31 protein-coding genes and 1 pseudogene are annotated in these 23,362 nt (G+C 36.0%); 14 read left to right on the top strand and 18 right to left on the bottom strand.

The annotated features are described in order from the left end of the window. From AWW83_RS07390 to AWW83_RS07370, 5 genes and pseudogenes are all read right to left on the bottom strand, one after another. Positions 1-1,342 (bottom strand): annotated as a pseudogene (locus tag AWW83_RS07390) (site-specific DNA-methyltransferase); the annotation flags it as partial. 234 nt (positions 1,343-1,576) lie between these two features. Then, positions 1,577-2,710 (bottom strand): hypothetical protein, encoded by a 1,134-nt coding sequence (locus tag AWW83_RS07385; protein WP_072149991.1) that lies wholly within the window; start codon positions 2,708-2,710, stop codon positions 1,577-1,579. Beyond that, positions 2,698-3,270 (bottom strand): hypothetical protein, encoded by a 573-nt coding sequence (locus tag AWW83_RS07380; RefSeq protein ID WP_092350445.1) that lies wholly within the window; start codon positions 3,268-3,270, stop codon positions 2,698-2,700. The genes AWW83_RS07385 and AWW83_RS07380 overlap by 13 nt, the downstream gene beginning before the upstream one ends. Further along, entirely contained in the window at positions 3,270-4,058 is a 789-nt protein-coding gene (locus AWW83_RS07375; RefSeq protein WP_072149993.1) for a ParA family protein, read from the bottom strand. Before AWW83_RS07375 ends, AWW83_RS07380 begins: the two co-directional genes overlap by 1 nt. Then, complete coding sequence (locus AWW83_RS07370; protein WP_072149994.1) at positions 4,059-4,286, bottom strand: helix-turn-helix domain-containing protein; 228 nt, start codon at positions 4,284-4,286, stop codon at positions 4,059-4,061. It abuts the gene before it with no gap. A 631-nt stretch (positions 4,287-4,917) separates the two neighbouring features. On the opposite strand from AWW83_RS07370, the gene AWW83_RS07365 reads away from it, so the two are divergent. Both AWW83_RS07365 and AWW83_RS07360 read left to right on the top strand, forming a co-directional pair. After that, complete coding sequence (locus AWW83_RS07365; protein ID WP_092350443.1) at positions 4,918-5,991, top strand: endonuclease NucS domain-containing protein; 1,074 nt, start codon at positions 4,918-4,920, stop codon at positions 5,989-5,991. A 555-nt stretch (positions 5,992-6,546) separates the two neighbouring features. After that, complete coding sequence (locus AWW83_RS07360) at positions 6,547-7,713, top strand: hypothetical protein (protein ID WP_143713926.1); 1,167 nt, start codon at positions 6,547-6,549, stop codon at positions 7,711-7,713. Positions 7,714-7,773: 60 nt separating this feature from the next. Here AWW83_RS07360 and AWW83_RS07355 read toward each other — a convergent pair whose 3' ends face one another. The 3 genes from AWW83_RS07355 to AWW83_RS09830 form a co-directional block, all read right to left on the bottom strand. After that, the gene (locus tag AWW83_RS07355; RefSeq protein WP_143713356.1) at positions 7,774-8,142 is read right to left on the bottom strand and encodes a hypothetical protein; all 369 of its coding nucleotides are present in this window, start codon (positions 8,140-8,142) and stop codon (positions 7,774-7,776) included. 43 nt (positions 8,143-8,185) lie between these two features. Continuing rightward, positions 8,186-8,623, bottom strand: coding sequence for a hypothetical protein (locus AWW83_RS07350; protein ID WP_143713925.1), 438 nt, complete (start codon positions 8,621-8,623; stop codon positions 8,186-8,188). A gap of 249 nt (positions 8,624-8,872) precedes the next feature. After that, positions 8,873-9,115, bottom strand: coding sequence for a hypothetical protein (locus tag AWW83_RS09830; RefSeq protein WP_143713924.1), 243 nt, complete (start codon positions 9,113-9,115; stop codon positions 8,873-8,875). Positions 9,116-9,722: 607 nt separating this feature from the next. Between AWW83_RS09830 and AWW83_RS09905 the strand changes: the two genes are divergently transcribed. The 4 genes from AWW83_RS09905 to AWW83_RS10225 are packed head-to-tail and all read left to right on the top strand — an operon-like array spanning position 9,723 to position 10,607. After that, complete coding sequence (locus tag AWW83_RS09905; protein ID WP_159421141.1) at positions 9,723-9,890, top strand: hypothetical protein; 168 nt, start codon at positions 9,723-9,725, stop codon at positions 9,888-9,890. Between the two features lie 51 nt (positions 9,891-9,941). Next, on the top strand, positions 9,942-10,223 hold the full coding sequence (locus AWW83_RS07340; protein WP_092350434.1) for a ribbon-helix-helix domain-containing protein: 282 nt from the start codon (positions 9,942-9,944) through the stop codon (positions 10,221-10,223). After that, positions 10,180-10,416, top strand: a complete 237-nt coding sequence (locus AWW83_RS07335) for a PIN domain-containing protein (protein ID WP_072263486.1) — start codon at positions 10,180-10,182, stop codon at positions 10,414-10,416. Before AWW83_RS07340 ends, AWW83_RS07335 begins: the two co-directional genes overlap by 44 nt. Positions 10,417-10,430: 14 nt before the next feature. Further along, the gene (locus tag AWW83_RS10225) at positions 10,431-10,607 is read left to right on the top strand and encodes a PIN domain-containing protein (protein WP_143713503.1); all 177 of its coding nucleotides are present in this window, start codon (positions 10,431-10,433) and stop codon (positions 10,605-10,607) included. Here AWW83_RS10225 and AWW83_RS07330 read toward each other — a convergent pair. Beyond that, entirely contained in the window at positions 10,582-11,391 is an 810-nt protein-coding gene (locus AWW83_RS07330; RefSeq protein ID WP_072150002.1) for an AAA family ATPase, read from the bottom strand. The two genes, AWW83_RS10225 and AWW83_RS07330, sit on opposite strands and share 26 nt — an antisense overlap. Positions 11,392-11,854: 463 nt before the next feature. Here AWW83_RS07330 and AWW83_RS07320 point away from each other — a divergent pair, with 463 nt between their 5' ends. The 7 genes from AWW83_RS07320 (at position 11,855) to AWW83_RS09900 (ending at position 14,554) form a co-directional block, all read left to right on the top strand. After that, on the top strand, positions 11,855-12,040 hold the full coding sequence (locus AWW83_RS07320) for a hypothetical protein (RefSeq protein ID WP_092350430.1): 186 nt from the start codon (positions 11,855-11,857) through the stop codon (positions 12,038-12,040). 19 nt (positions 12,041-12,059) lie between these two features. Further along, a complete protein-coding gene (locus AWW83_RS07315; protein ID WP_092350428.1) occupies positions 12,060-12,344 on the top strand; it encodes a hypothetical protein in 285 nt (94 codons plus the stop codon). Positions 12,345-12,442: 98 nt separating this feature from the next. Further along, complete coding sequence (locus AWW83_RS07310; protein ID WP_143713923.1) at positions 12,443-12,865, top strand: hypothetical protein; 423 nt, start codon at positions 12,443-12,445, stop codon at positions 12,863-12,865. A gap of 49 nt (positions 12,866-12,914) precedes the next feature. Continuing rightward, positions 12,915-13,316: a hypothetical protein gene (locus AWW83_RS07305; protein WP_092350424.1), complete on the top strand. Its 402-nt coding sequence runs from the start codon at positions 12,915-12,917 to the stop codon at positions 13,314-13,316. 20 nt (positions 13,317-13,336) lie between these two features. Then, positions 13,337-13,561 carry a hypothetical protein gene (locus AWW83_RS07300; RefSeq protein WP_092350422.1) on the top strand — a complete coding sequence of 75 codons (225 nt, stop codon included), beginning with the start codon at positions 13,337-13,339 and terminating at the stop codon, positions 13,559-13,561. Between the two features lie 470 nt (positions 13,562-14,031). After that, on the top strand, positions 14,032-14,277 hold the full coding sequence (locus AWW83_RS07295) for a CopG family ribbon-helix-helix protein (RefSeq protein ID WP_092350420.1): 246 nt from the start codon (positions 14,032-14,034) through the stop codon (positions 14,275-14,277). A 109-nt stretch (positions 14,278-14,386) separates the two neighbouring features. Further along, a complete protein-coding gene (locus tag AWW83_RS09900) occupies positions 14,387-14,554 on the top strand; it encodes a hypothetical protein (protein ID WP_159420569.1) in 168 nt (55 codons plus the stop codon). Between the two features lie 300 nt (positions 14,555-14,854). Here AWW83_RS09900 and AWW83_RS07290 read toward each other — a convergent pair whose 3' ends face one another. The 9 genes from AWW83_RS07290 to lexA all read right to left on the bottom strand — a co-directional run bounded on the left by AWW83_RS07290 (position 14,855) and on the right by lexA (position 22,241). After that, the gene (locus tag AWW83_RS07290; protein WP_092350418.1) at positions 14,855-16,078 is read right to left on the bottom strand and encodes an ATP-binding protein; all 1,224 of its coding nucleotides are present in this window, start codon (positions 16,076-16,078) and stop codon (positions 14,855-14,857) included. 454 nt (positions 16,079-16,532) lie between these two features. Next, positions 16,533-16,685, bottom strand: coding sequence for a hypothetical protein (locus AWW83_RS09895; protein WP_159421140.1), 153 nt, complete (start codon positions 16,683-16,685; stop codon positions 16,533-16,535). Positions 16,686-16,707: 22 nt separating this feature from the next. Continuing rightward, positions 16,708-17,118, bottom strand: a complete 411-nt coding sequence (locus AWW83_RS07280; RefSeq protein ID WP_092350414.1) for a hypothetical protein — start codon at positions 17,116-17,118, stop codon at positions 16,708-16,710. Positions 17,119-17,152: 34 nt separating this feature from the next. Further along, positions 17,153-17,695, bottom strand: a complete 543-nt coding sequence (locus tag AWW83_RS07275) for a sigma-70 family RNA polymerase sigma factor (protein WP_092350412.1) — start codon at positions 17,693-17,695, stop codon at positions 17,153-17,155. Between the two features lie 521 nt (positions 17,696-18,216). Further along, positions 18,217-18,435: an exodeoxyribonuclease VII small subunit gene (gene xseB, locus AWW83_RS07270; protein ID WP_072150004.1), complete on the bottom strand. Its 219-nt coding sequence runs from the start codon at positions 18,433-18,435 to the stop codon at positions 18,217-18,219. A 3-nt stretch (positions 18,436-18,438) separates the two neighbouring features. Beyond that, complete coding sequence (gene xseA, locus AWW83_RS07265) at positions 18,439-19,917, bottom strand: exodeoxyribonuclease VII large subunit (protein WP_092350410.1); 1,479 nt, start codon at positions 19,915-19,917, stop codon at positions 18,439-18,441. A 64-nt stretch (positions 19,918-19,981) separates the two neighbouring features. Further along, positions 19,982-21,229, bottom strand: coding sequence for a Y-family DNA polymerase (locus AWW83_RS07260; RefSeq protein WP_092350408.1), 1,248 nt, complete (start codon positions 21,227-21,229; stop codon positions 19,982-19,984). Further along, positions 21,190-21,618: a LexA family protein gene (locus tag AWW83_RS07255; protein ID WP_092350406.1), complete on the bottom strand. Its 429-nt coding sequence runs from the start codon at positions 21,616-21,618 to the stop codon at positions 21,190-21,192. Before AWW83_RS07255 ends, AWW83_RS07260 begins: the two co-directional genes overlap by 40 nt. Before the next feature lie 20 nt (positions 21,619-21,638). After that, positions 21,639-22,241 carry a transcriptional repressor LexA gene (gene lexA / locus AWW83_RS07250; RefSeq protein ID WP_092350404.1) on the bottom strand — a complete coding sequence of 201 codons (603 nt, stop codon included), beginning with the start codon at positions 22,239-22,241 and terminating at the stop codon, positions 21,639-21,641. A 145-nt stretch (positions 22,242-22,386) separates the two neighbouring features. Here lexA and AWW83_RS07245 point away from each other — a divergent pair, with 145 nt between their 5' ends. Next, positions 22,387-23,334, top strand: coding sequence for a hypothetical protein (locus tag AWW83_RS07245; RefSeq protein WP_092350402.1), 948 nt, complete (start codon positions 22,387-22,389; stop codon positions 23,332-23,334). Positions 23,335-23,362: the final 28 nt, after the last annotated feature.

The raw sequence follows: 23,362 nt of genomic DNA, 5'->3' as shown, positions 1-23,362 counted from the left end.
GCAAATCTTTTGCAAGCCTTAACCTATTCTCAAGCATTGTAGCCCAAGTGGAATCTTTATACTTCACAGAATAGAAATAATCTGCATCCTGTTCTTTGTTGAATGGCGGATCAATATAAATTGTTTGCACCTTTTCCTGAAACTTTGGAAGTATAGTATTCAACGCCTGGTAGTTTTCGCTTTTTATGAGCCAGCCGTCTAACTCATGATCCAAATTATCAAATAAAGAAAGTAACTTAAGTTTTATTTTTTCATTGAAATGCTTAGTATCTACCGGCAAAAATTGATAATCTTTGCTTAATGTCTTACCTTTGTTTAATATCTTACCTTTAAGTGTGGGCATGGAAACATTTTTATCAATAATTCCGAGTTTTTTCCATTCTTTAACTTGATTTCTAAAACCTTTATGTTTGATTAGTTGTTTAATTAAATTTATTCCTTTCTTTCCTTTACCTGCTATTCTGTCTAAAGTAATCACATAATTTGAATTCAAAACAAACTTTGGTTTATTCCATATCTCTACGAGTTCATCCTCAAATTGTGAGATAAAGTCAATAATTTTAAATGCTATCTCTTTTAAAACCTGAAGTTGTTTTATTCTTTTCTTTTTCCATTCACTTTTTCCTGAAAAAACATACTGATAAAACCAGAGATTAAATTGTTCTTTTAAAAACTCCTTCGCATTCTTATTTATAAAATAGTCAACCTCACTTTGCTTTTCAAAAACCCTGAATGCTCGCTCTAAAATCTCCTCAGTTATATTTATTCCTTTCTTCTTGATGCTTTTCAAAATCTCGTCAATTTTTGTCTTCTTATTTCCTTCAGCATAAGAAACCTCAAATTCAATCGTCCTGTTATTTTTTATTTTCTTTTTCTTAAGCTGGTAAATTATTTTCTTTTTCTCGAATGCTTTCTTATGTTTTAACTTAGAAGCGTCAAAGGAGAATTTAAATCTGTCTATTTTTACATCTAGGCTTTTAAATAATCTATCGGTTTTAACATAGTAAAGCATGTGGGTTTTCCAGAAAAGAATCACATCTTTATCATCCGTATAAACCTTCTCATAAACATTTTGATAGACTGGGGTATATCTAAAATAAATTGAGCCACTTTCAGAAAAATAGCGACTGAAAAATGTATAAAGTTTATCAAAAAGTTCCTCCCTAAATTCAGGAAATGGTTTTAGTGCTTCTTTTATATCCTTTTTAAGTTTTGGAAAGATACCTTTTTCATAATATTTTGTTTTAATCTTCATCAAGTTGATATATCCCGATTCCCCCTCTATCTTAGCACCCACAAATAGATCTTTTAAGGCATTATAGAACTTTTTTTCTTTTGTCATACTAATTATCTCCTTTTTTCTTTTTGATCTAATAAAATATATTTTTCAAATGTCTCGGCGAAGCGATCCATTAGGAATGGGGCTGGGTATTTAAATTAAATTTCTCCTAAATACAGTCTTTTAACTTCTTTATTTTCAAGAAGGTTTCTGGCTTTGTCTTCAAGGGCGATTTTACCAATTTAAAAAATTTCTTTTATCTTTTGGGTCTTTGATATAGTTTCAATTTTTACGCTTTTATACTGGTTTTTGATTAATTAGATTTTTCTCGGTGCCATATAAGAGGATTAAATCGTTTATTTTAAGCTGTAATAAAATTTTGTAGACAAGGTTATCAGGGGTAATGCCTTCTTTTGCGAGTTCTCGCTCTGCTTGTTTTTTGATTTTCTCTTTTGTTTCCTCATCAAGCTTTGATTCTATTTCTGCTATTAGTTTTAGCTTTTCCTGGGTTTTCAGGAAATCGTTTAACATTTTTTTATGTTCTTCCTGCTGTTTTATGATTTGCTCTCTTTTTTCAGTGAATTTTTTATGTTCTGAAAGTGCTTGGCCTATGATATCTTGTATAATTGCGATTGAGTATATATTTTCCATGTTTTTCAGGGCCCAGTTTATAGCTAATGCGATTTCGGTTATTGAGAATCCATCTTCTAATAATTGATTGATTGTTTTTATACCTTTATTTAATTTGGCTTTGGATACCTTTTGCTGTCCTAGGTGATTATAAAACTTTAACACGATTTCTTTTATGATTTTTTCTTTTTCTTTTTCGCTGTAGAGAGAAAGAGAGAAAATATCTGTTATAGTTTTTGATATAATATTTGGTATTGTTTGCTCATTATGAGCAATTGATCGCTCAGATTGAGCAATTGATTGCTCACTGTGAGCAATGCATTGCTCATCCTGAGCAATGGGGGGTGGGTCAGATTCAGGGGTTACAGGGATTTGTAAGCGGTCAAGATATCTATAACCTTGCAATGTGAAGCCTTTTGCTGCGAGGTCTTGGATAATTTTATTGAGGTTAACTCTATATTGTTTCGTTCGATCCCAGGGGTATTCGGGATTTTCCCTTTCTTCTATGTAGCCTAAATCAATGAGTTTTTTGATAGCTCTTTGGACAGAGGCGCGCGAGGCAATCATAATTTCTTCGGAAAGTTCTTGTGCGGATTTGTATATCCAGCCATGCGTAAGGGGAAAAGGTTCTTTATTTGCAAATTTACGGCGCTCATTCTCTTCGGCTATATAAGAATCAAAGTCTTTGACTCTTTCTGACCAGTATAAGAATTGGTTAAGGACGATGGCGGAGATCGGGTCACCTGTAATAGCAAGGAGTTCTTCTTTAAGTATGGCTCTTTTTAATTTTACTGGTTCCATGTTTCCCCCTGTTCTGATGATTCTGTTATATGAGGTAGGATGTTATGTTCTATTTTATACTCCGTTGGTTTATGATTTTTTGAATTATATGTGTTAAAGATAGAGATATGTTTTTTATTTATGAGATTGCGAATGGCTCTTTTTGCTGTTTTAAATGCTATGTTACAAATCTGGGCTATTTTATTTATACTTATTGGTTCGGTAATTATAAGGTTATCGTGCGAAGTGGGGTCACTGGTAATTTTTGAAAACTTTAGAAGGGTTGAATAAACAATAAACTCTGTTGGTGTTTGATGCTTAACAATTTTATCTAATAATGATTTGTAAATTTCTGGGGGAAGTGGTTGTAAAGATGAATGGGTTGTTTGTGTTGCTGTGGATTCCTTTGGGGCAATCACCTCCAGGGGGGCCTTAGGACCTTCGGGAGATGATGTTGAAATTTGGTTTTTTTTGCTGATTTTTCGTGATTTTTTTTGCTTCTCCCGAAGGGATCGCTTTTGCCGATCGGGCAAAGTTATCTGGAAAAGGGGCGAATCTTCTATTTTAAATTGCTTAGCCATTAATTAGATTTTGTATTTTTTGTTAATTTTTTAACTCTTTTAAGGAAGTCGTTTGCAAATTCAAGATAGTTTCTCGCTCCCCTTGAGTTAGGTGCGTATTCATAAATCACTTTGCCTTGAAGGGGTGCTTCTCTAAGTTTTACATTTTCGCTGATATAGTGTGGGAAAAGGAGATCGCCGAAAATTTCTTTGGTTTTTCGTTCAACCTCTTTTGAGAGACGGACTCTGAGGTCGTATCTTGTTAATAGGACACCTAAAATTTCAAGAGATGGGTTAAGTTTTTTTCTAACAATGTTAACTGTGTTTATGAGTTGTTTTACACCGACAAAGGATAGTATATCACAGCTGATTGGGATTATGATATAGTCGCTTGCTGTAAGTGAATTGATGGTTAAGAGTCCAAGCGATGGAGCTGTATCTATGAGGACGAAGTCAAATTGATTATCAAGGTCTGACATTGAGAGTTTAAGCATGAATTCTCTTCCGACCTTCGGGACGAGCTCAATTTCAGCGCTTGCAAGCAGGATGTTGCTTGGAGCAATGAAGAGGTTTTCAAATCTTGTTTTTCTGATAACATTTTTTAGGGGGATTTCATTGATGAGGACAGAATAAACTGTGTTCGTATCTTCATCGCTTACGGGGCCAAGTATCATAGAGGTTGTTGCCTGTGAATCCATATCAATGACTAAAACTTTCAAACCACGCATGGCAAGCGCTGTTGCGAGGTTTACACATGTTGTTGTTTTGGTTGTTCCACCTTTCTGGTTTGCAAATGTAATTGTGAGCATTTAACCTGTTTGATTTGATTTTTTATTTCTTCTGTATTTTTTCAGATTTTTGAAGTAGTCAGTTTCACGAACGAGAGATAAAATCTCTCTTATATCATCGTCTGTATAGATTCGGCGGTTGTTTTTATCTCGCTTTGGTTTTTTTAAAAATCCCCTTTTTTCCCAGTTGATTATAGTAACTCTGCTTACTCCAAGGCGAAGTGCGAGGTCTTTGATGTAGTAGATCATTTCAGTTATAAGTTTTTTATAGTTTTTGAGGTAATATAATATTTAAAAAAATTAAAGTCAAGGGTAATATTAATCGGGAATTTCGGCAAAGCGATTTCCATGAGGTTCTGTGGTAAATCAGACCAGAGGTCAAAATTACCAGAGGTTAAAATAATCAGTGATAAAATTTACCAGTGGTTAAAATAACCAGTGGTAGATTTAACCAGGGGTAATAATTATCAGTGGTTAAAAATATCAGTGGTAAAAATTATCAGTGGTAAGGGGATGGATTGAGAAAAGGTAACAATTTATTTATGTTTTGGGATAGGGGGATGGCGTTTACTATTTTACAGTTGCGTGTCGGCTAAGATCCAAAGGGATCTAGTCCTTGAGGTCGGCGAAGCTCCAAAGGAGTCCCCCTAAAGGGGTCCTTTGGATCTTAGGGACGATCCCCCAAAGGCCCAAAGGGCTCCTTAGGACCTTTAGGAGAGGAATTTTGATTTTGTCGGTGAAGTGGATCTATCTTGATGGGGGATATAAATTATTGATTATTTTTTGAGTCAGAGAAAGGATTGACTGTATATTTACGCTTTTTTAAATTTTAGAGAAAGATTTTAGATCAAAGATACAAAAGAAGAATTAGGAGGTTTAAATGGGATTGTCTGAGGAGCAAATAGGAAAGCTTTTAGAATGGTTTGTAAAAATGTCGGAAACTAGAAAGAGACTTTCGGAGCAAAGGAGGAGAGCGCTTGAAGAAAATAATAAGTGGATACAGCCAGATGTAATACGGAGAATGTCTGATGAAGAGTTGGAGAGAAGGTTCATTGAATATTATAAAAGTGGGGGTGGGAGACAGAGTTTAAATCAAATATATAGGGATAGGATCATCCGAGATAAAAAGCGTTTTAGGGAGACTATATTGTATCTTCTTGATGAGGATATAGAGATAAAGGAGCGGATAGAGCAGATTTTAGGAGGCGAGTATCATATTGAGGGGTTTGGTAGGGGAATACTCACTTCTTTTTTGATGGATTATAAACCGGAAAAATATTGTTTGTGGAACAATAAAACAGATATGGGTTTTTCTGTTATCGGGTGGAGGGTATATGAAAGCAAAGACCTTTGGGGTTCTGCATATCTAAAAGTTCTGGAGGCGCTTCAAAGAATCAAAGACATAAGACCTGATTTGAATTTAAGTTTTCTTGATATAGACTTATTTTTACACACTATTTCTGCTGAGGAGGAAGGAATGAGAGCGGTAAAGGCTGTAACAGAGGGCGTGGATTTCAACCTTGTTGAGAGTAAGGGGGAAATTTCTGTAGTTACGGAGAGCATGGAATTTGCTATGGAAAAATATCTGGAGGAATTTATAGAAGCAAATTTTAATAAGATTTTTGGTGCAAATTTAGAACTTTATCAAGACGAGGAAAGCACTGGCAGACAATATCCAACTCCAATTGGCAATATTGATTTATTAGCTGTTGATAGGGAGAAGAAAGAGTTTGTTGTTATTGAGCTTAAGAAAGGGAGAAGCAGTGATGTTGTGGTGGGGCAAATTTTAAGATATATGGGTTGGGTGAAGGAAAATATAGCAAAGGATTATAATGTGAGGGGGATAATTATACTTAAGGAAAGAGATGAGAAGTTAGAATATGCGCTAAAATTAATCCCGAATGTGAGCTTGTTTTTGTATGAGGTATCGTTTAGTCTTAAAAAGATTTATTAGAAAGTGGGTGTAAGTTGGTGAAGATTCAAGGAGAGTTCCTTAGGGAGAAGATGTGGATAGTGGTTTGTTATTATGGTTTCTGGGAGCTTCGTTAATAAGTTAACATAGAAATTTTTCAATTTATAAATCAATAAATTAACCTCACTCTGCCGCAAATCCTAACACATTTCAGGGGGGATAGCGGGAAAATCAGGGGTAAAAGTTAACACAAAGGGAGTTGACTTTTGGGATAAAATTTATTATATTTGAGTGTGTGAATCTAATTGTTTAAAATGTTGTTTTACTGTGGGTATGAGTGGTGCCTGTCCTTAAGTGATCTGCTTTCAAATGAATCTGTTGAAAAGTTTTTGGGTTTCAAGTGGGAATCAAATCTCTTCTTAAGTGCTCTTAGGGTTGAGGTCTGGGGGTTATTGGTACAAAGTGTGAATAGAATCTGTCTCCTCCAAGTGATCCTCCGAAGGATTGAATTGATGCATTTGGATATGCCGACAAACTGGTGTGAATTGAACCTGTCCCTAAGGTCCCCTTTAGGGGATTTCTTAGGGAGGGGAATTGATGGAATTGTATATTAAAGGGGTAAAAAAATTAAAATTTAAGGAGGTGAAAATGATGTTGTTTTCTAAAAATCCTAAGGATTTCCTTTGGAGGATCACCCATAATAATTTTTTACAAGGTTTTCAAGACAAAAGTGTTTGCTTTTACCCATCCTGTGGCAGAAACTTTCAAGGTCTGCTGGATCTTCCGTATGAATTGTTTGTCCTCTCTGATTATAGGTTTTTTAAATTACATCGTATTGAGGATGCTTGGCTTTATGTAAGGACAAGTGAAGTGCAAGTGTTCCATCGGGAAAGGGATGATAAATGGGTTGTTTTCTTCGGCCGGGAGAACAATGAGGTTCTTAGACGAATTCAATCGGCTGGCTTAAAACTGTCTTGTTTCATTGGCAAAAATGATGGATGTCGCGAAGGGGGTAATCACGAATGTGTCAATGAGTGGACTTTCTTCAGAAAGGTTTTAAGGGTTGCATCTGATAGAATGGTTTATATTACCGATCACTGGCAGCAAAATGGCTATGACTATGATGATAAACGCTCTAGATGGTTTAGATTATATCATCTTATTAAAGCCCCAGCTTTATTTAAAGCATTTTGCGAGAGCAAACCTGCTGATGTAGAGGTGGATGATCCAAATTTGGTTTACGGTTTAGCAGGTTGGGTATTTATTGTCAAGGGTGTGCTTTTCAGACAGGATTCCGAGAGTCGGGAACACTTCTTATACCCGTTCTATTCGGAAGAAACGATTGAGCATTTAGTGTTACGACATCCTCAGCGGATACGAGGGATAAGTTTTAAGAAAGTTCATTTGAGTTTTGAGTTTGACGATATAGCTATTGCGATTGAAGAAAGCGATGGTCTTGTAGTTAGCCGTAATTGTTTCAAAAAGCTGGAGCAGGAGGGTTTGTCGGAGGAGAAAGCTTATATTGTTAATAATTGGAGACTGGAGACAAATGATGCTAAAGTGTTTATGGAGCAAGTGTTGAGGTTAGCATATGAGCGTAAGTGGAGGGTGGTCAGTGTTTTACCTTTTGGTGGAGGACGGCATAGAGGTATTCTTGAAGCAGCAAAGGATTGGAAAGAGGATTTGCCAGAGGTGGTGCGTATATTTCACATTCATCCAAAAGACTTTAACGATATTGAAGAGGAATTGACAAAAATTTGCTAATTAGTGTTTTAATATTGTAAAATATCGGCTAAGCCCCGGTGGTAGCCGGGGCTTTTCGTTTCATAAAAATTTAAGGACGATGTAAGGGTTAAGGTTTAAAAGTTTTGCGGAGCCGTCAAGTTCGGCGATTTTCTTTTTTTGTTTCAGTTCGTTTTCAAGTTTTATTATTTCTTCTGGGTATTGAAAGACTTTTTTATAGTTTATTGTTATGTTGACTTTTAAGCCGTTGATTTCAAAGTCGGCGCTTTTTTCATCTTTGAGCAAGTTTTCGCGCACATAATCAAGCGCCCAGTCTTTTATTTGTTCTTCTTCTTTTGATAGCTCTTGAATAAGTTTTCTAATTTCAACGAGTCTTATGAAGGCTTTCATTTTTACCTCGTTAAGATATTCGGTATAATCTTTATTCGTTTTAATTTCTTCAAATTTCATAGCGACCTCCATTTTTTAGTTTGACATTTAGTTTTTAAATAGCTTAGTGATCAGATTGTTGAATAAAAAGAGTTAGAGCAAGTTTTATTATATCCTGCGCCGAGAACTTTATTGATACTTCGTTCTCAATGATAGAAGCAATCTTCGTTGCGCTTCTTAGTGCTTCAAGCAGCTGGGTTTCTTTGTTCGGGACGATCCCCCAAAGGGGGTACTTAGGACCTTTTGGGAGAGGATTCTCGGCTTTTTCAATGGAGATGAAGTCATTTATAAAGTTGCCTGATGCGATAAACTTAACGGAGTCATTTACAGCGATAGTTGGTTTTTTGGTTAAAAATCTGCTGAAGTTATACCAGCGATCGTTAATCTTGAGACCGCGTTCATTCACTTGTTGGACTTTTCCCTCAACGATCATAGTTTTCCCCTCATTTTGTTTAACATTTTGAATTTTGGTTGAAACAGCTGGAGTAATTCTTTTAATCATGGTGACCTCCATTTTTTAGTTTGCCATTTAGTTTTAAGAGTTTAGCATAAACTCATCCCAGCATTTTTTGCAAATGAAAACTTTCACTTCCAGGAATAGAGGGTTAATTTCTCGGTAGATTTCTGGGGATCCGCAACCGTCACATCTCTTTTTTTCTTCTCTTGATTGTTTCGGTAGATGTGAAGTAAAGAGCTCAAAGTAGAACTTGTTGATGACGAGATCGCTCATTCTTCGCATGGCTGACCTCCTTTAGTTAATTGTTAAAATTTGTTTGATGTAAAACTTGCAAACTGTTGGATCTCCTGCGGTTTTATAAATAACGCTATGCGGGGTGCGGACCCAGACGAAGGAGACGACGGAGCCAGCGGGTATAATTTCCGAGATAAAAGGGACGGGGCGGGGGAAATTGAAAAAGCGTCCGTCTGATGCACGAAGCCCGCGGGGAGAAACCTCTGCGACGGTGATTGTGATAATTTCTTCACGGTATTTCATTTTTTTCAAAAATTTTGTTTTTAAAAAGCACGGCAAAAAACGGAGCAATTTTTTGCCCCGAAGCCCCGCAGGAGACACACACGCCCCCCGAAGGCGAGCGAAGGCGTGTTTTTATGGAGGCGGGCTCGCTTGTCTTGGTCTTGACAAGCCCGCAGAAGTGCGGGAGCGAGCGGAAGCGAGCGTCTTGTCAAGACCGAGCCCGCCGACGGTTGTGGTGTTAATTTTTTTGATTTGTTGTTGAGCACCCCCTTGTTGCGAAGCTTTAGCGAGCCACAAGGGGCGTGACGGAGCGATCAGCGACGGCACGTCGCGAAGCGATCCCTTTGGGAAGCGGATGTGAGGTTGGGTCAGGCTCTGGCGACTTGTCTTGCCCTTGACAGGCGGGCAGGAGTGCCCGAGCGGAGCGTAAGCGAAGCGTCCTGTCAAGGGTCGCCAGAGCCGAATTTATGTAATGATTTAGTGTTAAAGACACGCCGAAGCGAGCCGAAGAGCGTAGCGAAGTGGAGCGTGGGGGCGTAAATTTTCTTTGGGGGCGAAGGGGCAAAATAAAGAAACAGCAAAATAGGGAATTACGCACGGCGAGCGTTAGCGATGCGGTGCGTTTTAGGTGGGAATTGTGCCGTCGTGTCCCAAGGGGATCGCTTCGCCGACGGTGGTTATACGGCACGATGTTATGTTTGTTTGTTTTTTCGTTGACTTGATGTTTCCGCACGATGGCACGGCGGGGGTGGGCGGTGGGGAAGATTTGAATTTTAAGTTTTATGATGTATATTAATACATCTCCAAAAGGGATCGCTTCGCCGAAAAAATAAAAATCATTAAAAAAATGAAAAGAACTCAAATATACCTTGATGAAGATTTAATTAAAATACTCAAAATTGAAAGTAAGATAAAAGGTGTGAGGATGTCTGAGTTGATAAGAGAAGCGTTGAGAAGAGAATATTTAAAGGGTGAGAAAAAGATATATATTGTTGATGAGATAGCGGGTTTGTGGAGAAATAGGAAATTAAATGTTGATAAATACATCAGGTCACTTAGAAGGGGAAAAAGATTGAGGAGGTTGTATGGCGGGAGTTCCCGAAAGGGATCGCTTTGCCGAGATTCTTGATAGTGATGTTTTAATATGGGGGCTAAGGGGTAGGGAAGATGTGGTTGAGAAGATAAAGGCTTTTCTAAGAGATGGTGAAAAGCTTTACATCACACCTGTGAATGTTGCCGAGATATGGGCTGGGTTAAGGAAAAATGAGGAAAGAAAAGTTAAAATGATCTTTTCCCTAAGGGATCGCTTCGCCGAGAGGTAGTTGAGGTTTTAAATATAGATTTTGAGGTTGGTCGTCTGGCGGGGGATTATCTCAACAAGTATAGGAAAAGCCATGGGGTTGAGCTTGCGGATGCGTTAATAGCTGCATGTGTTGATAAATATGATATGGTCTTGTGGACTTTTAACAGGAAACATTATCCAATGCTCAGGAGGGAGGATATCCTGGAATAAGTGTTGTTTTAACTCCTGATGGTCCGAATCTGTTTTTTAAGGTTGTAAGGGTTCTTGAGTTATCTTTTTCAATGTTGAAAAATAATACAATGTCAACCATGTGTTGGAGTGTGAGAGGTCCTGCAATTGTTCTTTGTTTGTTTGCGTGAGCGATTATAAGTGTTGTAGTTCTGTTTGTTTGATTCCTTATGTTTTGTAATGTGTTGAGGGTTTTGATTATGTTTGATGGTGAGCCAGGGTGTGATTTTGAGGTGTTTGATTTGACGGCGTTGATTGAGTCAAGGACGATGAAAAGATGTGCGTTTCCCGAAGGGATCGCTTTCGCCGACTGTGGAAGTGTTGATGTGATTATGTTTTTTATTGTGTTTTTTATGATTTCAAGGTTTGTTTCGCAAATTATGAGAAATCTATCGTCGTGGTTTAATTCTGGGGCGATTCTTAATGCTCTTGATTTAATCAGTTCTGGATTTTCCTCGCTTGAGATATAAAGAGAGTGGATATCTGTTTCATGTGAGAGGATTTCAGAAATTATTTCAAGTGCGAGTGTTGATTTTCCGGCTCCTGGGATTCCAGCAAGTATTGTCATTGAGCCCTGTGGTAAGCCATCGCCGAGGTTTTCGTCAATTGGGGTTTTGAATTTTTTTATTTCTTTGAGTTCTATCTGGTCAAGTGTTAATATATTTGCCGTCTGGTGAATCTTTTCAAGCGAGAGAAAGGAGAAGCAGTGAATACATTTTGTTGTGAATGAAATTTGTGTTCTTTTGCAAACTTTGCAGATATACAATTTGGGGTTTTTGTTTTTAATTTAATTATTGGTGGGGGCGAAATCAAATACATCGTCTGGGCTCGTCCCTAAGGTTCAAAGGTCCTATGGACTCTCCTAAGGAGCCCTCTGGGCCTTAGGAAACCCTCCAAGGGAGTTCTTTCGGACCTTAGGGGGACTCCTTCGGGGTTTAGCGACAATGACAGGGGTGTTTGTTATTAAGTTCCCCTAAAGAGGTAATTTAGAAACCTAAATTTAAATTGCTTGGGTTTAGCAATAAAATGTATTATATTTTTATGTAAAGTAAAATAAAGTTTTATTTTTAAAATGAGCAAAATACTTTATGTCGACGAGGAGCTTGTGAAAATTGTTGAAGAAATCCTTCTTGAAATCCAAAGGAGTCGGGGGTATAAGGTAAAGAAAAGGGAAATAATAAGAAAAGCGCTGGAGGAATATTACAAAAAAATAAAGCAGGAGTTAAACAATGAGGAAAAGAACAAATTTGAAAAAGGTGAGAGATTATAAACCTATCTTAGTAAAAAGAGAAACTTATGAAATAGCTGTTGTGATGAGCAAGAAGCTTGGCGTGTCAATTCTTGAATTTGTTAGATGGGCGGTTGAAAAAGCCGCCAAGGAAATTGAAAGTGGAAAACACGATGGGGAACAATAAAAAATACTGAGGGATAAAAATGAGTGAAGAAATTAAAGTAATTGAGGCGGAGATTTCTCGTTTTTGCGGGATAATAAGTCGGGTGTTTTCTTGGATTGATAAAAGTGTTAAAAATGCACTCAGATATGAGGTTAGGATTTTTGATATTGTAAATGAGAAAATTGTTGAATTTAAAAGTTTTAAATCAATTGAGGATTCGCTTGAATATGTTTGTTACAGGAGCAAGTATGGAGATGATAAAAAGTTTATAAAGAGTGGTTATATAGCGATTATACATGCGATAGTTCGCGCTTATACTGTTTAGCCTGGGGTAGGCGGGTTTTTGCTACAAAGGTTTGACTTTTACATTTTTTTATATTATATTTATAGCGAGATTATATAAAACAAAAATGTGTAATGGCCATGAACTTCAAAAATATGTCCCCAAAATCAATTTTAATTGCAGTTAGTAACCATCCGCCGGAGGGTTGGCCGGCGGAGCAAAAAAGAGGATGGACTGAAATTGTTCATTTGCCATTTCCTAACGTCCCCTCCTCCCTTTCAAGAGAGGAGGTATGGGAAATGGCCGAGGAACTGGCGAAGAAAATTGTGAAGATTTGGGATGAGAAAGCAAAAGGAGGAAATGATGTTTATTTGTGGATTGCAGGAGACTATTCATTGACAATTTTTACAATTAGAAAATTAGAATATTATTTCCCTCATAGTCAATTTTTTTTGTTTGACAAACTTGTATTTCCGACAACCGAAAGAGTTGTTGAAGAGGAAAAAGATGAGCTGGGTAATATAGTTAAAAAATCTATATTCAAATTTGTCCAGTGGAGGTGATATTATGGAAATAGTTTATTCTTTAATCGTTTAAAAAGAGGAGGATAAAATGATAGAAATAAAAATTTATGAAGAAGATTGGAGAGATTGGTTTGAAGGAGGGGTTGTTAGAGATGTATTTTTTAAACCCCCTATCTTTGATCTCCTTTCTGAAAAATTTGGAAGGGAGATAAAGGAGATAGAAATTCGCAAAGGGGATAAGAGAGATTGGTTATTTCCGTTTGGGTATTTATCAAGACGGTTGGGATTATTAAAGGATCAAGATATACTGAAAATAGCGGGGATAATCACGGATGAGGTAAGACTGATTAAGCACTATTGTTATAGGTATTCCCCCCAGACTTCCCACCTAATGAATGTTAAAGATTGGTGGGAAGATGAAATTTCTGTAGTTAAAACAGTAAAGCCAGCATATACCTTGGAAAATAACAGATTGTTAATTTATTTATAATTAAAAGGAGGTAAAATATTATGCAGACAAAAACAATTTACAAATGGAATTGCGAATTTTGTGATGCGTGGGGCTATACATATAAAGCCCCGCGCGGAGCAAAAATTGTTTTCTATATGAAAGCGGGCTGCAATCATGAACCCCGCGAATGCTGGGAGCTATTTATTTATAATAATTATGGTAGCTTGAATGAGCTGATAAATGAAATTCTTGACGATGTGGAAGATGTTGAGATTATTAAATAACTAATTTTCAAGTAGAGGCAAGGTTTTATTGCTCCTACTTTTTATTTTCTATATTAAGATTTTACTGATGATAAAAAAGAGGTTGCGACACAGCCTCTAAGTTTAGAGAGGGGGAGGAGATGAGTTAATTTTTTGACTCACCCCTTTAGTTCCTCTTCTCTAAGTTTTTAGAGAGGGAGACAGGTTGGAGAAATTTTCTTAACTCACCCCCCTCTAAGTCTCCTTCTCTAAATTTTTAGAAAGGGGAGTAAGTTAATTTTTTAACTCACCCCTTTGATTCCTCCTCTCTAAGTTTAGAGGGGGTTAGAGGATGAATTGATTTTTCATCCTGTCCCGAAGGTCAAAGGGACTTTCTTGAGGCTTTGCGGATAATGGTTTATGGGGGATTTTGATTTTGATTGTGTCCCTAAGGGATCGCTTTGCGAAAAGTTTTAAATTTTGTTGTGTATTAAAAATTAATAAAAAGTAAAATGCCGAGGGAGATAATAGCCATAAGTTTGCCAGCTGACTTGAAAAGAAAAGTTGATAAATTAGCAAAGGAGGAGGGTTTGAAGAGAAGTGATATAATAAGGGATGCGCTGAAAAGATATCTTTCTTTTCCCGAAAGGGATCGCTTCGCCGAGAAGGAATTTGAGAGGTTGAGGGATAAGATGAGGTATAAGGCGAGGGTGAAAGGGATTTATACAGATGAAGATGTTTTTAAAATTGTATCGTAGATCAGGGTCGTGAGGGTGTTTTTTGACACAAATGTTTTTCCCTAATGGATCGCTTCGCCGAGATTTCGGCTTTTATGACAAGCGGAGTAAGCAGGGATGTTTTTGAGAGATGTTTGTCGGCGAAGCGATCCCTTTGGGACTGGCTCATGAGATTTATATTTCTGAATTTGTTCTCAGGGAGTTAAGGGATGTTATGATGAGATTAAATTTTGATAGAGATGATGTTGATGAGATTGAGAAATTTTTGTCGCAAAGCGATCCCCTTGGGAAGGGGTAATTGTATAGTTGTGGTCCATGGTGGGTTGAATGAGAGAGTTTGTCGTGATGAGAGTGATGATAACATTCTCGTCCCTAAGGGATCGCTTATCCGACTGGAGCGCTTGTCGGCAAAGCGATCCCTTAGGGAAAGGCAAGGTTGATGTAATAGTAACTGGAGATAAAGATTTGCTTGAGATTCGGCGAAGCGATCCCTTTGGGACGGGAAATATAAAGGGATTTTGATAGTTAGTCCTGGGGATATTTGGAGAGTTGAGGGTTTTTGAGTTGGATAGGGGAGTTTAAGTTTACATAATGTGTATTAGAGAAAGGGTGAGGGGATGACTTCTGGGTATGTTGAGAAATCTTTTGAGATGATGAAGAAAGGTAAGCCAAGCTCTTGGGAAATTCGCTTAAGTTTGTTTATACCTGTAATTTGTGGATTTAATTTTGCTTCAATTGCTATCTTTTCATTTAGAATAAAATCAATTTCTGAACCTTTGTATCTTTGATAATAGTTTATCTTTGGTTTAAGCGCTGGCTCTGTAAACTTTATTAGGTTCAGGAAGACAGCGTTTTCAAAGATAGCTCCTTCTGTTAACTTGCCGAGATAATTTAATATTCCTGTATCGCAAAAATATACCTTTTTTGCTCCCCTTACTTCGCCATTTACATTTTTGACAAATGGAGGGACAAGGAAGATAAAGTATGTATGCTCAAGGAAGTTAAGATATGAATATATTGTTTCCCTTGATACCCCAAGCTTTGTAGCAATTCCTGAGATCTCAAGTTTTAAGCCAACACTTGCTGAGAGAAGGATTATAAGGTCCCTAAGTTTGTTTATCTCTTTAAAATTACCTAATGATTTAACATCTTTTAAGTATGATTTAAATATATCTTCAATTATTAATCTTTTTCTGTTGATGTCTTCCTCAAGGACAACTTTTGGGAAGCCACCAAATTTGAGGTATTCATCGTATAGTTTTATAAGTTTTTCATACAGGATCCTGTCTTTACTTTCTGCTCTGGTTTTGAGTTTTTCGTAGATGCTGGAGTGGTTTTCTTCAGGGAAATTTTTGTTAATTTCTTTAAAAATTAAAAACTCTTCAAAGTCAAGTGGAAACAATTCATAGACGACTTTTCTTCCCGCAAGTGATTCAGGGAAGAGGTTTTTAAGATAAAAACTGCTTGAACCTGTAAGAAAGAATTTTATTTGGTAGCTATCGTAAAGATATTTCACTGCTTTAACGATATTCGGGGCAAGTTGAACTTCATCAAGGAAGACATACATTTTCTTTTTCGGGTTTAAGCCAAGTGAGGCGAGATTGTGTATGATGTTATCATAGTTTTCTTCTTCAAATACTTTTTGATTTAGAGGGTTTTCAAGGTCAAGGAATATTTTGTTTTCTGTTTGGATGCGTTCAAATATGGTTTTCATCAGGGTTGTCTTCCCAACTTGTCTCATTCCAGTCAGGAGGATGATTTCTGGTTTTTCAATTTCATGTATGATTTTGCTTTCAATTCTTCTTGGATATATTTTGTTCATTTCCAGTTTGCAGGTTTTTGGTTGATAAATTTGGAATAATTTTACTTAATTTAATATATAAATTTTGGAGAAATTTGAAAAAATTTATTTTTGGATGATCCAATTGTCGTTAATTATGAGTGAATGAGGTGCTGTTTAATAATTAAAATTAATTTTTCATTTTGTATTTCTATTTGTATAATTTTGGAAACGATATCTGGTTTGATTTTGATTAAACTTGGTATTTGAGGAATTTGGCGTTGATTTGTCTTAAACTGAGCGAGTAAAGAAGGCTTTTTCTGCTGTTGGTAGAAAAGACTTGGGGAATCTTTAATATATTTTGGGATCATTCAAATTGTCGGGTTTATGTTTTTAATTTGTTGCTAAATATATAAAAGCTGAGGCGGGAGGGGAGCCTCAGCGTTTAAAACCAAAGACGAAATAAAGGTTAAATGAGATAAGTTTTGCAGAGCGGTTAAATTCGGTGATTTTCTTTTTTTTGTATTATTTGTCCGAGTTTTTTGATTTCTTTAGGGGATTCAAAGGCTTTTCTGTGATTCGCATCAACATTTACTGCTATTACCCTAACTTCAATGGTTTTCCTGATTTTAAGGCCGACAAATTTCATTTTACTTCACCTTTTTTAGTTTTTAATTCAAATTTTCGCTTGATTTTTGAATGAAAAGGATTAGAGCAAGTTTAATGATGTCTTGAGTTGAAAACTTAATTGAGACTTCGCTTTCAAGCGTTGATGCGATTGAGACTGCACTTCTTAAGGCTTCAAGTAAGAGCGTCTCGGCTGTGGTGGTTTCTGGTGGCTTGGCTTCTGCTGGTTGTTTTGGCTGTTTTTCAACAGCGATAAACTTTGAGATGAAATTCTGGTCAGCAAGAAAAACAACATTATCATTTGGTGCGATTTCTGGTTTTTCTTTGAGAAACTTTGAGAAGTTATACCAGCGGTCGTTGACTTTGATCCCGCGGTCGTTTATCTGTTGAACAGTTCCTTGGACAAGCTCTAACTTTGAGTTTTGCGGTTTTTGTTGTTCAATCCTTTTAATCATTTCGGGTCTCCTTATTTTGTTTAACAATTCTCACTTATAAATGTGAGGTTTTTGCTGTTTTGTTTTCCTTTCCCAAAGGTCCTAAGGACTCTCCTAAGGAGCCCTTTGGGGGATTGGCTTCGCCGAAAGCGAAATATTCAAGTGCTTTTAGTCTTATTGATTTTAGAATTTTGGTGCAGGTTTTGCTTGAGATTTTTAACTTTTTGCAGATCTCTCGGACTGTGAAACCTTGCTCAATCAAGTTTAAGATTTCAAGTTCTTTTTCTGTGAGGTTTGATCTAAATTCTTGAATTTCAAAGTTTTGTTCTGGATCTGGTTTTTGAGTTTGGATTATTTCTTCAATTGTGCAGTTTTCGGCGTCGGCGGGCGCTGTTGAAAGTGAAACTGAGTAATTGAGAGCTTCTTTTCTCTTTTTGTAAAAGATTGAGCCTTTTGCTGATAGTTTTATATAGTTTATTGCGAGCGGGAAGTTTAGGTTGTTTTCAATTATTTTCAGCAGTAGGTCTTGCACGATATCCTCGTCGTTTATTAAATTTAGGGCGTAGTTTCTGAGTTGTTTAATTTCTTTTGCCGTCATGTTTCTTCTCCTCTTTTGTTTTACTCAGCCCCGGGGATTTCTCCCTGGGGTTTTTATTTTAGCTCTGACCAGCATTTTTTGCAGATATAAATTTAACTTATATTTTATTCATTTCCAAATTATGTAAATTCAAATTTACAAATTTATAACAATTTTGTCTATTTATAATATACAAATTTTGATAATAATATGCAAATTTTTGAAAAATTCAAAAGTTTATTTTTAAGGGTTGCGTATAGGAAAAGGATTGTTTTGCTTATCTCGTGATGATGGGGATAAAGAGATTGCTTCAACTTTGCTTGCCCCAAAGGGATCGTCCATAAGGGACCCTCTAGGGTTCAAGGGGCTCTCCTAAGGCTCGAAGGGTTCCTTAGGAGAGTCCGCAGGACATTTTGAGGGATTGCTCTGTATTTATATATACTAATATAAGAAGTTAGATAAGGAAGTGAATTCGTGCCCGGTTTTCTTACCTTAAGCAGTGAACATTTTCAAATTTCAATAGTGTAGGACAATTTTTTACTTCAAAGAAAAATATTATCATTAAAGGAATTATCATGATCATCAAGATCGTTAAGAGTATTTTGAACTTCGTCTTGCACTTTTTTTAATTTAGATTTCAGGAAATCAATAAGTTCTCGGGCTCGCTTAACTTTTTCAGCTAATTCATCAACGTCAACTTCTTCATTTTCTAGAGAGCTTATTATCTGTTCAAGTTCTCGTAAAGCGTCTCGGTATCTCAAAGGTTATTCCTCCTTTGTTTTAACTTCACTTTTTATTGTTCCGATATAAAGAATAGTTTCTATAATGTCACCTGAATTAACACTTAGGGATGATTTTAGTACCTTACCATTCAAGCGGGTAATGCTGTAACCACGTTTAAGAACATTGATTGGATCGAGCAAATTTACTTTGGATTCAATGAGGATCAATTTGTTATTATAATTTTCCATCAATCTTCTTAGATTTGTATCTAATTTATAGGCAAGAAAATTAAGCGATGTTGATTGTCTTGAGATAACTTGGTTTGTTAATGATTTTAGATTTTCTATTCTGGAATTTAACAAGGATAATTTATTATGTATAAAACTTTGGGTATATAGTTTAAGTTGATTTTCGTTTTGAGCAATTTTATTTTTTTCTCTTGAAATAGAGATTGTAACTAGATAAGGTAAATTTTGTGAAAGGAGGTTTAATTTATTTTCGTTATCTGAAAGAATTTTTGAAGTCCGATATTTCAAAGTATTTATATGTTCGTTTAGTTCAATGTTTTTAGCAACAAGTATATTTACCGTTAAAATTCCTACTCTTTCTTCAATTTCAGAAATACGTCTTTCCAACTCTTCAACTTTTTCAATAATAAAATTAGCTACTGCTGTAGGGGTATTGAATGCTCTGTAAGCGACGAGATCAGCGATGGATTGATCTTTTGTATGCCCTATTCCAGTAAGAACAGGGAGAGGACAGTAAGCGATAGCTTTACCGATGAGATAACTATCAAAATAATGGAGGTCAGCTCCTGAGCCACCACCGCGCACAAGAACAACGACATCAAAGTTATACCAATGTCTACTTATTTCTTCAAATTTGAATACTACATCCTGCTCCATTTGTTCACCTTGAACATTAACGTTAAAAAGGGTTATCTCGAATGGGTAATTTGAATTTTGTAAAATTGTTTTGAAATCGTTATAACCAGCTGAAACAGAAGAAGAAATTACGGCAACTCTGAGAGGCAAAAGTGGAAATTCAAGCTGTTTATTTTTATCCATTAAATTTTCTTTTCCTAACTGATCTATAATTTCTCTGCGCCGGCGTTCTACTTCACCAAGTGTATAGGAAGGGTCAATATACCTTATATCTAAAAATAAATTTGATTTGGGGCTATATTTAATATAAGCTTTAAACAAAATTTTCATTCCAGCTTTAAGTTTAATACCTGTTGCTTTAGTAAATTCTTCAATAACGTTGGCGTTATTTCTCCAAATCACAGCATTAGCTACTGCAGTGATGTTATTATTTTGCTTATCTATTAAATCAAAACTATAATTCCCTGTTTTAGGGTCAAATCTAACTTCTTTGATTTCAGCTATAATGAGGTATAGTGTGTCTCTATATTTACTATCAATATGTTCTTTTACCTCGTTAAGAATTTCTGTTAGTGTGAAAGGGGATGATTTAATCACTTCGCTATTTGCTTTGAAAAATGAATTATATTTTAGCATGCAATGTTTGTTGTTTTATTTAAAATTTTAAATTTGCATAAATATATTAACTTTAAAGGAAAAATTAAATTGTTATTTCGAATATGAGTGGTTGATTTTTTGTAGGGGGTTTTGAGAGGGCTATGTGGAGAGAAGCGGGACCGAAGCGGGAATTAATCTCGTCAATGAGATGGGATAATATCTGTTTTCTGGGATCGGGTTTGATAAATAAATGTTGTTGGATAGAGTTTAGAGGTAAAATTCCTGATACTATAACTCCTGCTCTTTTATAAAGATGCTCTGGTTTATAAATTGATCTTAAAAGGTGAAGTGAAAAATTAACTATGTCAAAGGTTGAATTAGTTGGATAAGGCAGGGGCAAGCTGATAAAGTTAGAGAAGTAATTTTCCTTAAATGGATTTGTTGATATGAAAACGGAAACGATTGTTGCGGTTGAGTTTTGTTTTCTCAAAGTTTTTGCACAGATTTCAGCGAAACGGGAAATATATGATGAGATTTCGTCAAAGTTTTGGGTTTCAACAGGGAAAGAGAGGGAGCGCATGATTGACTTTTTCGGTTTCTGATCTATCTCAATGTCAATACATTGAATACCGCGAAGTTCATGAGCTATGCGAAGTCCGGGGATACCAAGATGTTTTTTTATGAATATATCATCTGCGTTTGCAAGGTCAAGTGCGGTGTTAATGTTATGTGATTTTAAAAATTTTGAATAGCTATTCCCTATTCCCCAGATGTCTTCTATGTCAAAAGTGGAAAGTGTGTTTTTTATTTCATCAGGGTCAAGTAAGATGTGGATTTTCTGGTTTTGCTTTTTCTTTGCAATTTTCGTAGCAACCTTTGCGAGTGTTTTAGTTGTTGAGACGCCAATGCTTGTAGGGATGCCAGTCCATTTGAGGATTTTATTTTGGAGTGAGAATAATTTTTCAAGGTTTGTTTTTGAGAGGTTAAAATTGATGAAAGCTTCGTCAATTGAGTAAATTTCCGTGTTGGGGAAATCTTCAAGGATGATGTTCATAACACGGTTTGATATGTTTGCGTAAAGTGGAAGGTTTGATGGTATGGTTATAACATTATGTTTTTCAAGAAAAGGTTTTATTTTGAAAATAGGGGCTCCCATGGGGATGCCAAGTTCTTTTGCTTGATTTGATCTTGCGACGACGACTGCGTCATTATTTGACAGGACGACGACGGGTTTGTCTTTTAGTTTAGGGTTAAAGACAATCTCACATGAGACGTAAAAATTATCGCAATCAACGAGAGCAATTGCTGGTTTTACTTTGCTTTTCTGATTATATAAGTTATAACTCCCCATACTTGAAAATCATCGTTTTCTTTTATTTTTATCTCGGGGAAGTTTGGGTTTTCGGGGATGAGTTTTATTTCGTTATTTGAGCTAAATTGTATTCTTTTGACAGTAAATTCTCCATTTAAAACACAAAGAGCTATATCTCCGCTCTGGGGCTCAAGCGAGCGGTCAACAATGAGTATATCTCCATCGTGTATGATATCGTTCATTGAGTTTCCCGAGACACGGATAAGGAATGTTGAGGATGGTCTTTTTATGAGGAGGCGGTTAAGGTCAATTTTCTCTTCTGCAAAATCTTGAGCTGGTGATGGGTATCCAGCTTTTATGTATGTTATTATGAGTCTGGTGTGGATTTCAGCAGGGAGTGGTTCTGAGGTGATAATATCAAGTTTCATTTTTGTTTTAGATTTTGTTTTCAATCTATCTTTCTTATAACTGCTATGACTTTACCTATGATTGTTAAATTTTCGGGGTCTTTGATGATGATAGGTCTATAATTGGGGTTTTCGGGTTCAAGTATGATTTTATCTTTTCTAATTTTTAACCTTTTCACAGTTGTTTCAGTTTCGTCAATGAGGGCAACTATGATGTCGTTATTTTCTGCGGTTGGCTGTTTCCTTACGAGAATCAGGTCCTGGTCAAATATACCCGCGTTAATCATTGAATCTCCTCTAATGCGTAGAAGGAAACATGTTCCGGGTTTAAGGAGTGATGGGTCGATAGTTATATAATCTTCTATGTTTTCGGTAGCTAATACTGGTTTGCCTGCTGTTATCCTGCCGACAAGAGGGACAGGGATGCCGGGGTTTGAGAGTTTGATTCCACGGCTTACTCCCCTATCTCGCTTTATTATCCCTTTTTCTTCAAGTTTTTTGAGATGATGTTCAATTGTTCTTGTGTATGGGGTGTTAAGATGTTTTGCTATTTCACGGACTGTTGGTGGGTAGCCGTGTTTTGATGTAAATGAGATTAAGAAGTTAACTATCTTTTGTTGTTTTTCGGTTAAGTTATGCGACATTTTGATTAATTAAATGATTTTAGACATATGTCTAATAGAAATATAATAAGGCTGAAAGTGAAAAGCAAGTGAGGTTTCTTAAAAAGCAAATTTTTGATTATATTTTATAAAAAAGGGGTATAAAAATAAAGTGCAAAAAATAAAGATGTGTAAGGAAAAGTCTTTAAATCTGAAAGTGTTTGATGATATAAATAGGAATTATATGGAGCCAAAGAAAGCCGCAGGATCAATTTTTGAATATTTAAATCGAAGTGGTAGAGAAGATATTTCAAAAATTAGATTAACAATAGAAAACTGGTATGAAAAATATCCTGACAAATATAAGAATATGTTAAGAAAAAGATTAAGATCATCAGATAATACTGAATCTATGAGTGCGTGGTTTGAGCTATATTTATATAATGAACTAATAAAAAAGTTTGATGTTGAGATAGAACCTGAAATACAGGAAACGGGAAAACGTCCTGATTACCTTATAAAAAAGGGGGATCAGAAATTATTTTATCTTGAGGTATGTGTATCTAATGATAAAGAGGACCCAAATGTAGCAAGGGTAATAGATTATATTGATACGAATGCAGATGTAAAAAATTATTTAATAATGCGCCTTATTCAAATTGGTAAAACAACACCTAAGTTAAAGATGATACTCAATCGCGTTGGAGATCTAAAACCTGGCGGAGGGTATGTATATAAAGAAAATGGGTGGATAATCGAGTTTGAAATGACGAAAATGCCGATTAGTAATCCCGCAAATAGAAAAATCGGTATGTCTTTTACTATTTTTTGGGGCTCGGATAAGAAACTTAAAAATAAGATCAACAAGAAAATAGAGCAACGCGTAGAAAGTAATATACCCTATATAATTGCCGTAAATATATGTTCCATAGCTATAGATATTCAAGATGTTCTTGATGTGTTATATGGTGGAGAATTTGTTCAACAAGATGGTAAGATTTTAAGGAGAAAAAAATATGGTTCGGGAAACTTTATTACTAATGGGATATTTTTGGGTCCGGAGGGTTTTAGGAACAAAAGGATAAGCGGAGTTTTAATTTTTACTAATTTATTTCCATGGCGAACTTATGGTTAAACCCGGGGGCGGAAATTAAAATTCAACC

The sequence above is a fragment of the Candidatus Chryseopegocella kryptomonas genome, assembly GCF_001536065.1.
Classification (GTDB): domain Bacteria; phylum Bacteroidota; class Ignavibacteria; order Kryptoniales; family Kryptoniaceae; genus Kryptonium; species Kryptonium kryptomonas.
This window is presented reverse-complemented; position numbering and strand designations above follow the sequence as displayed.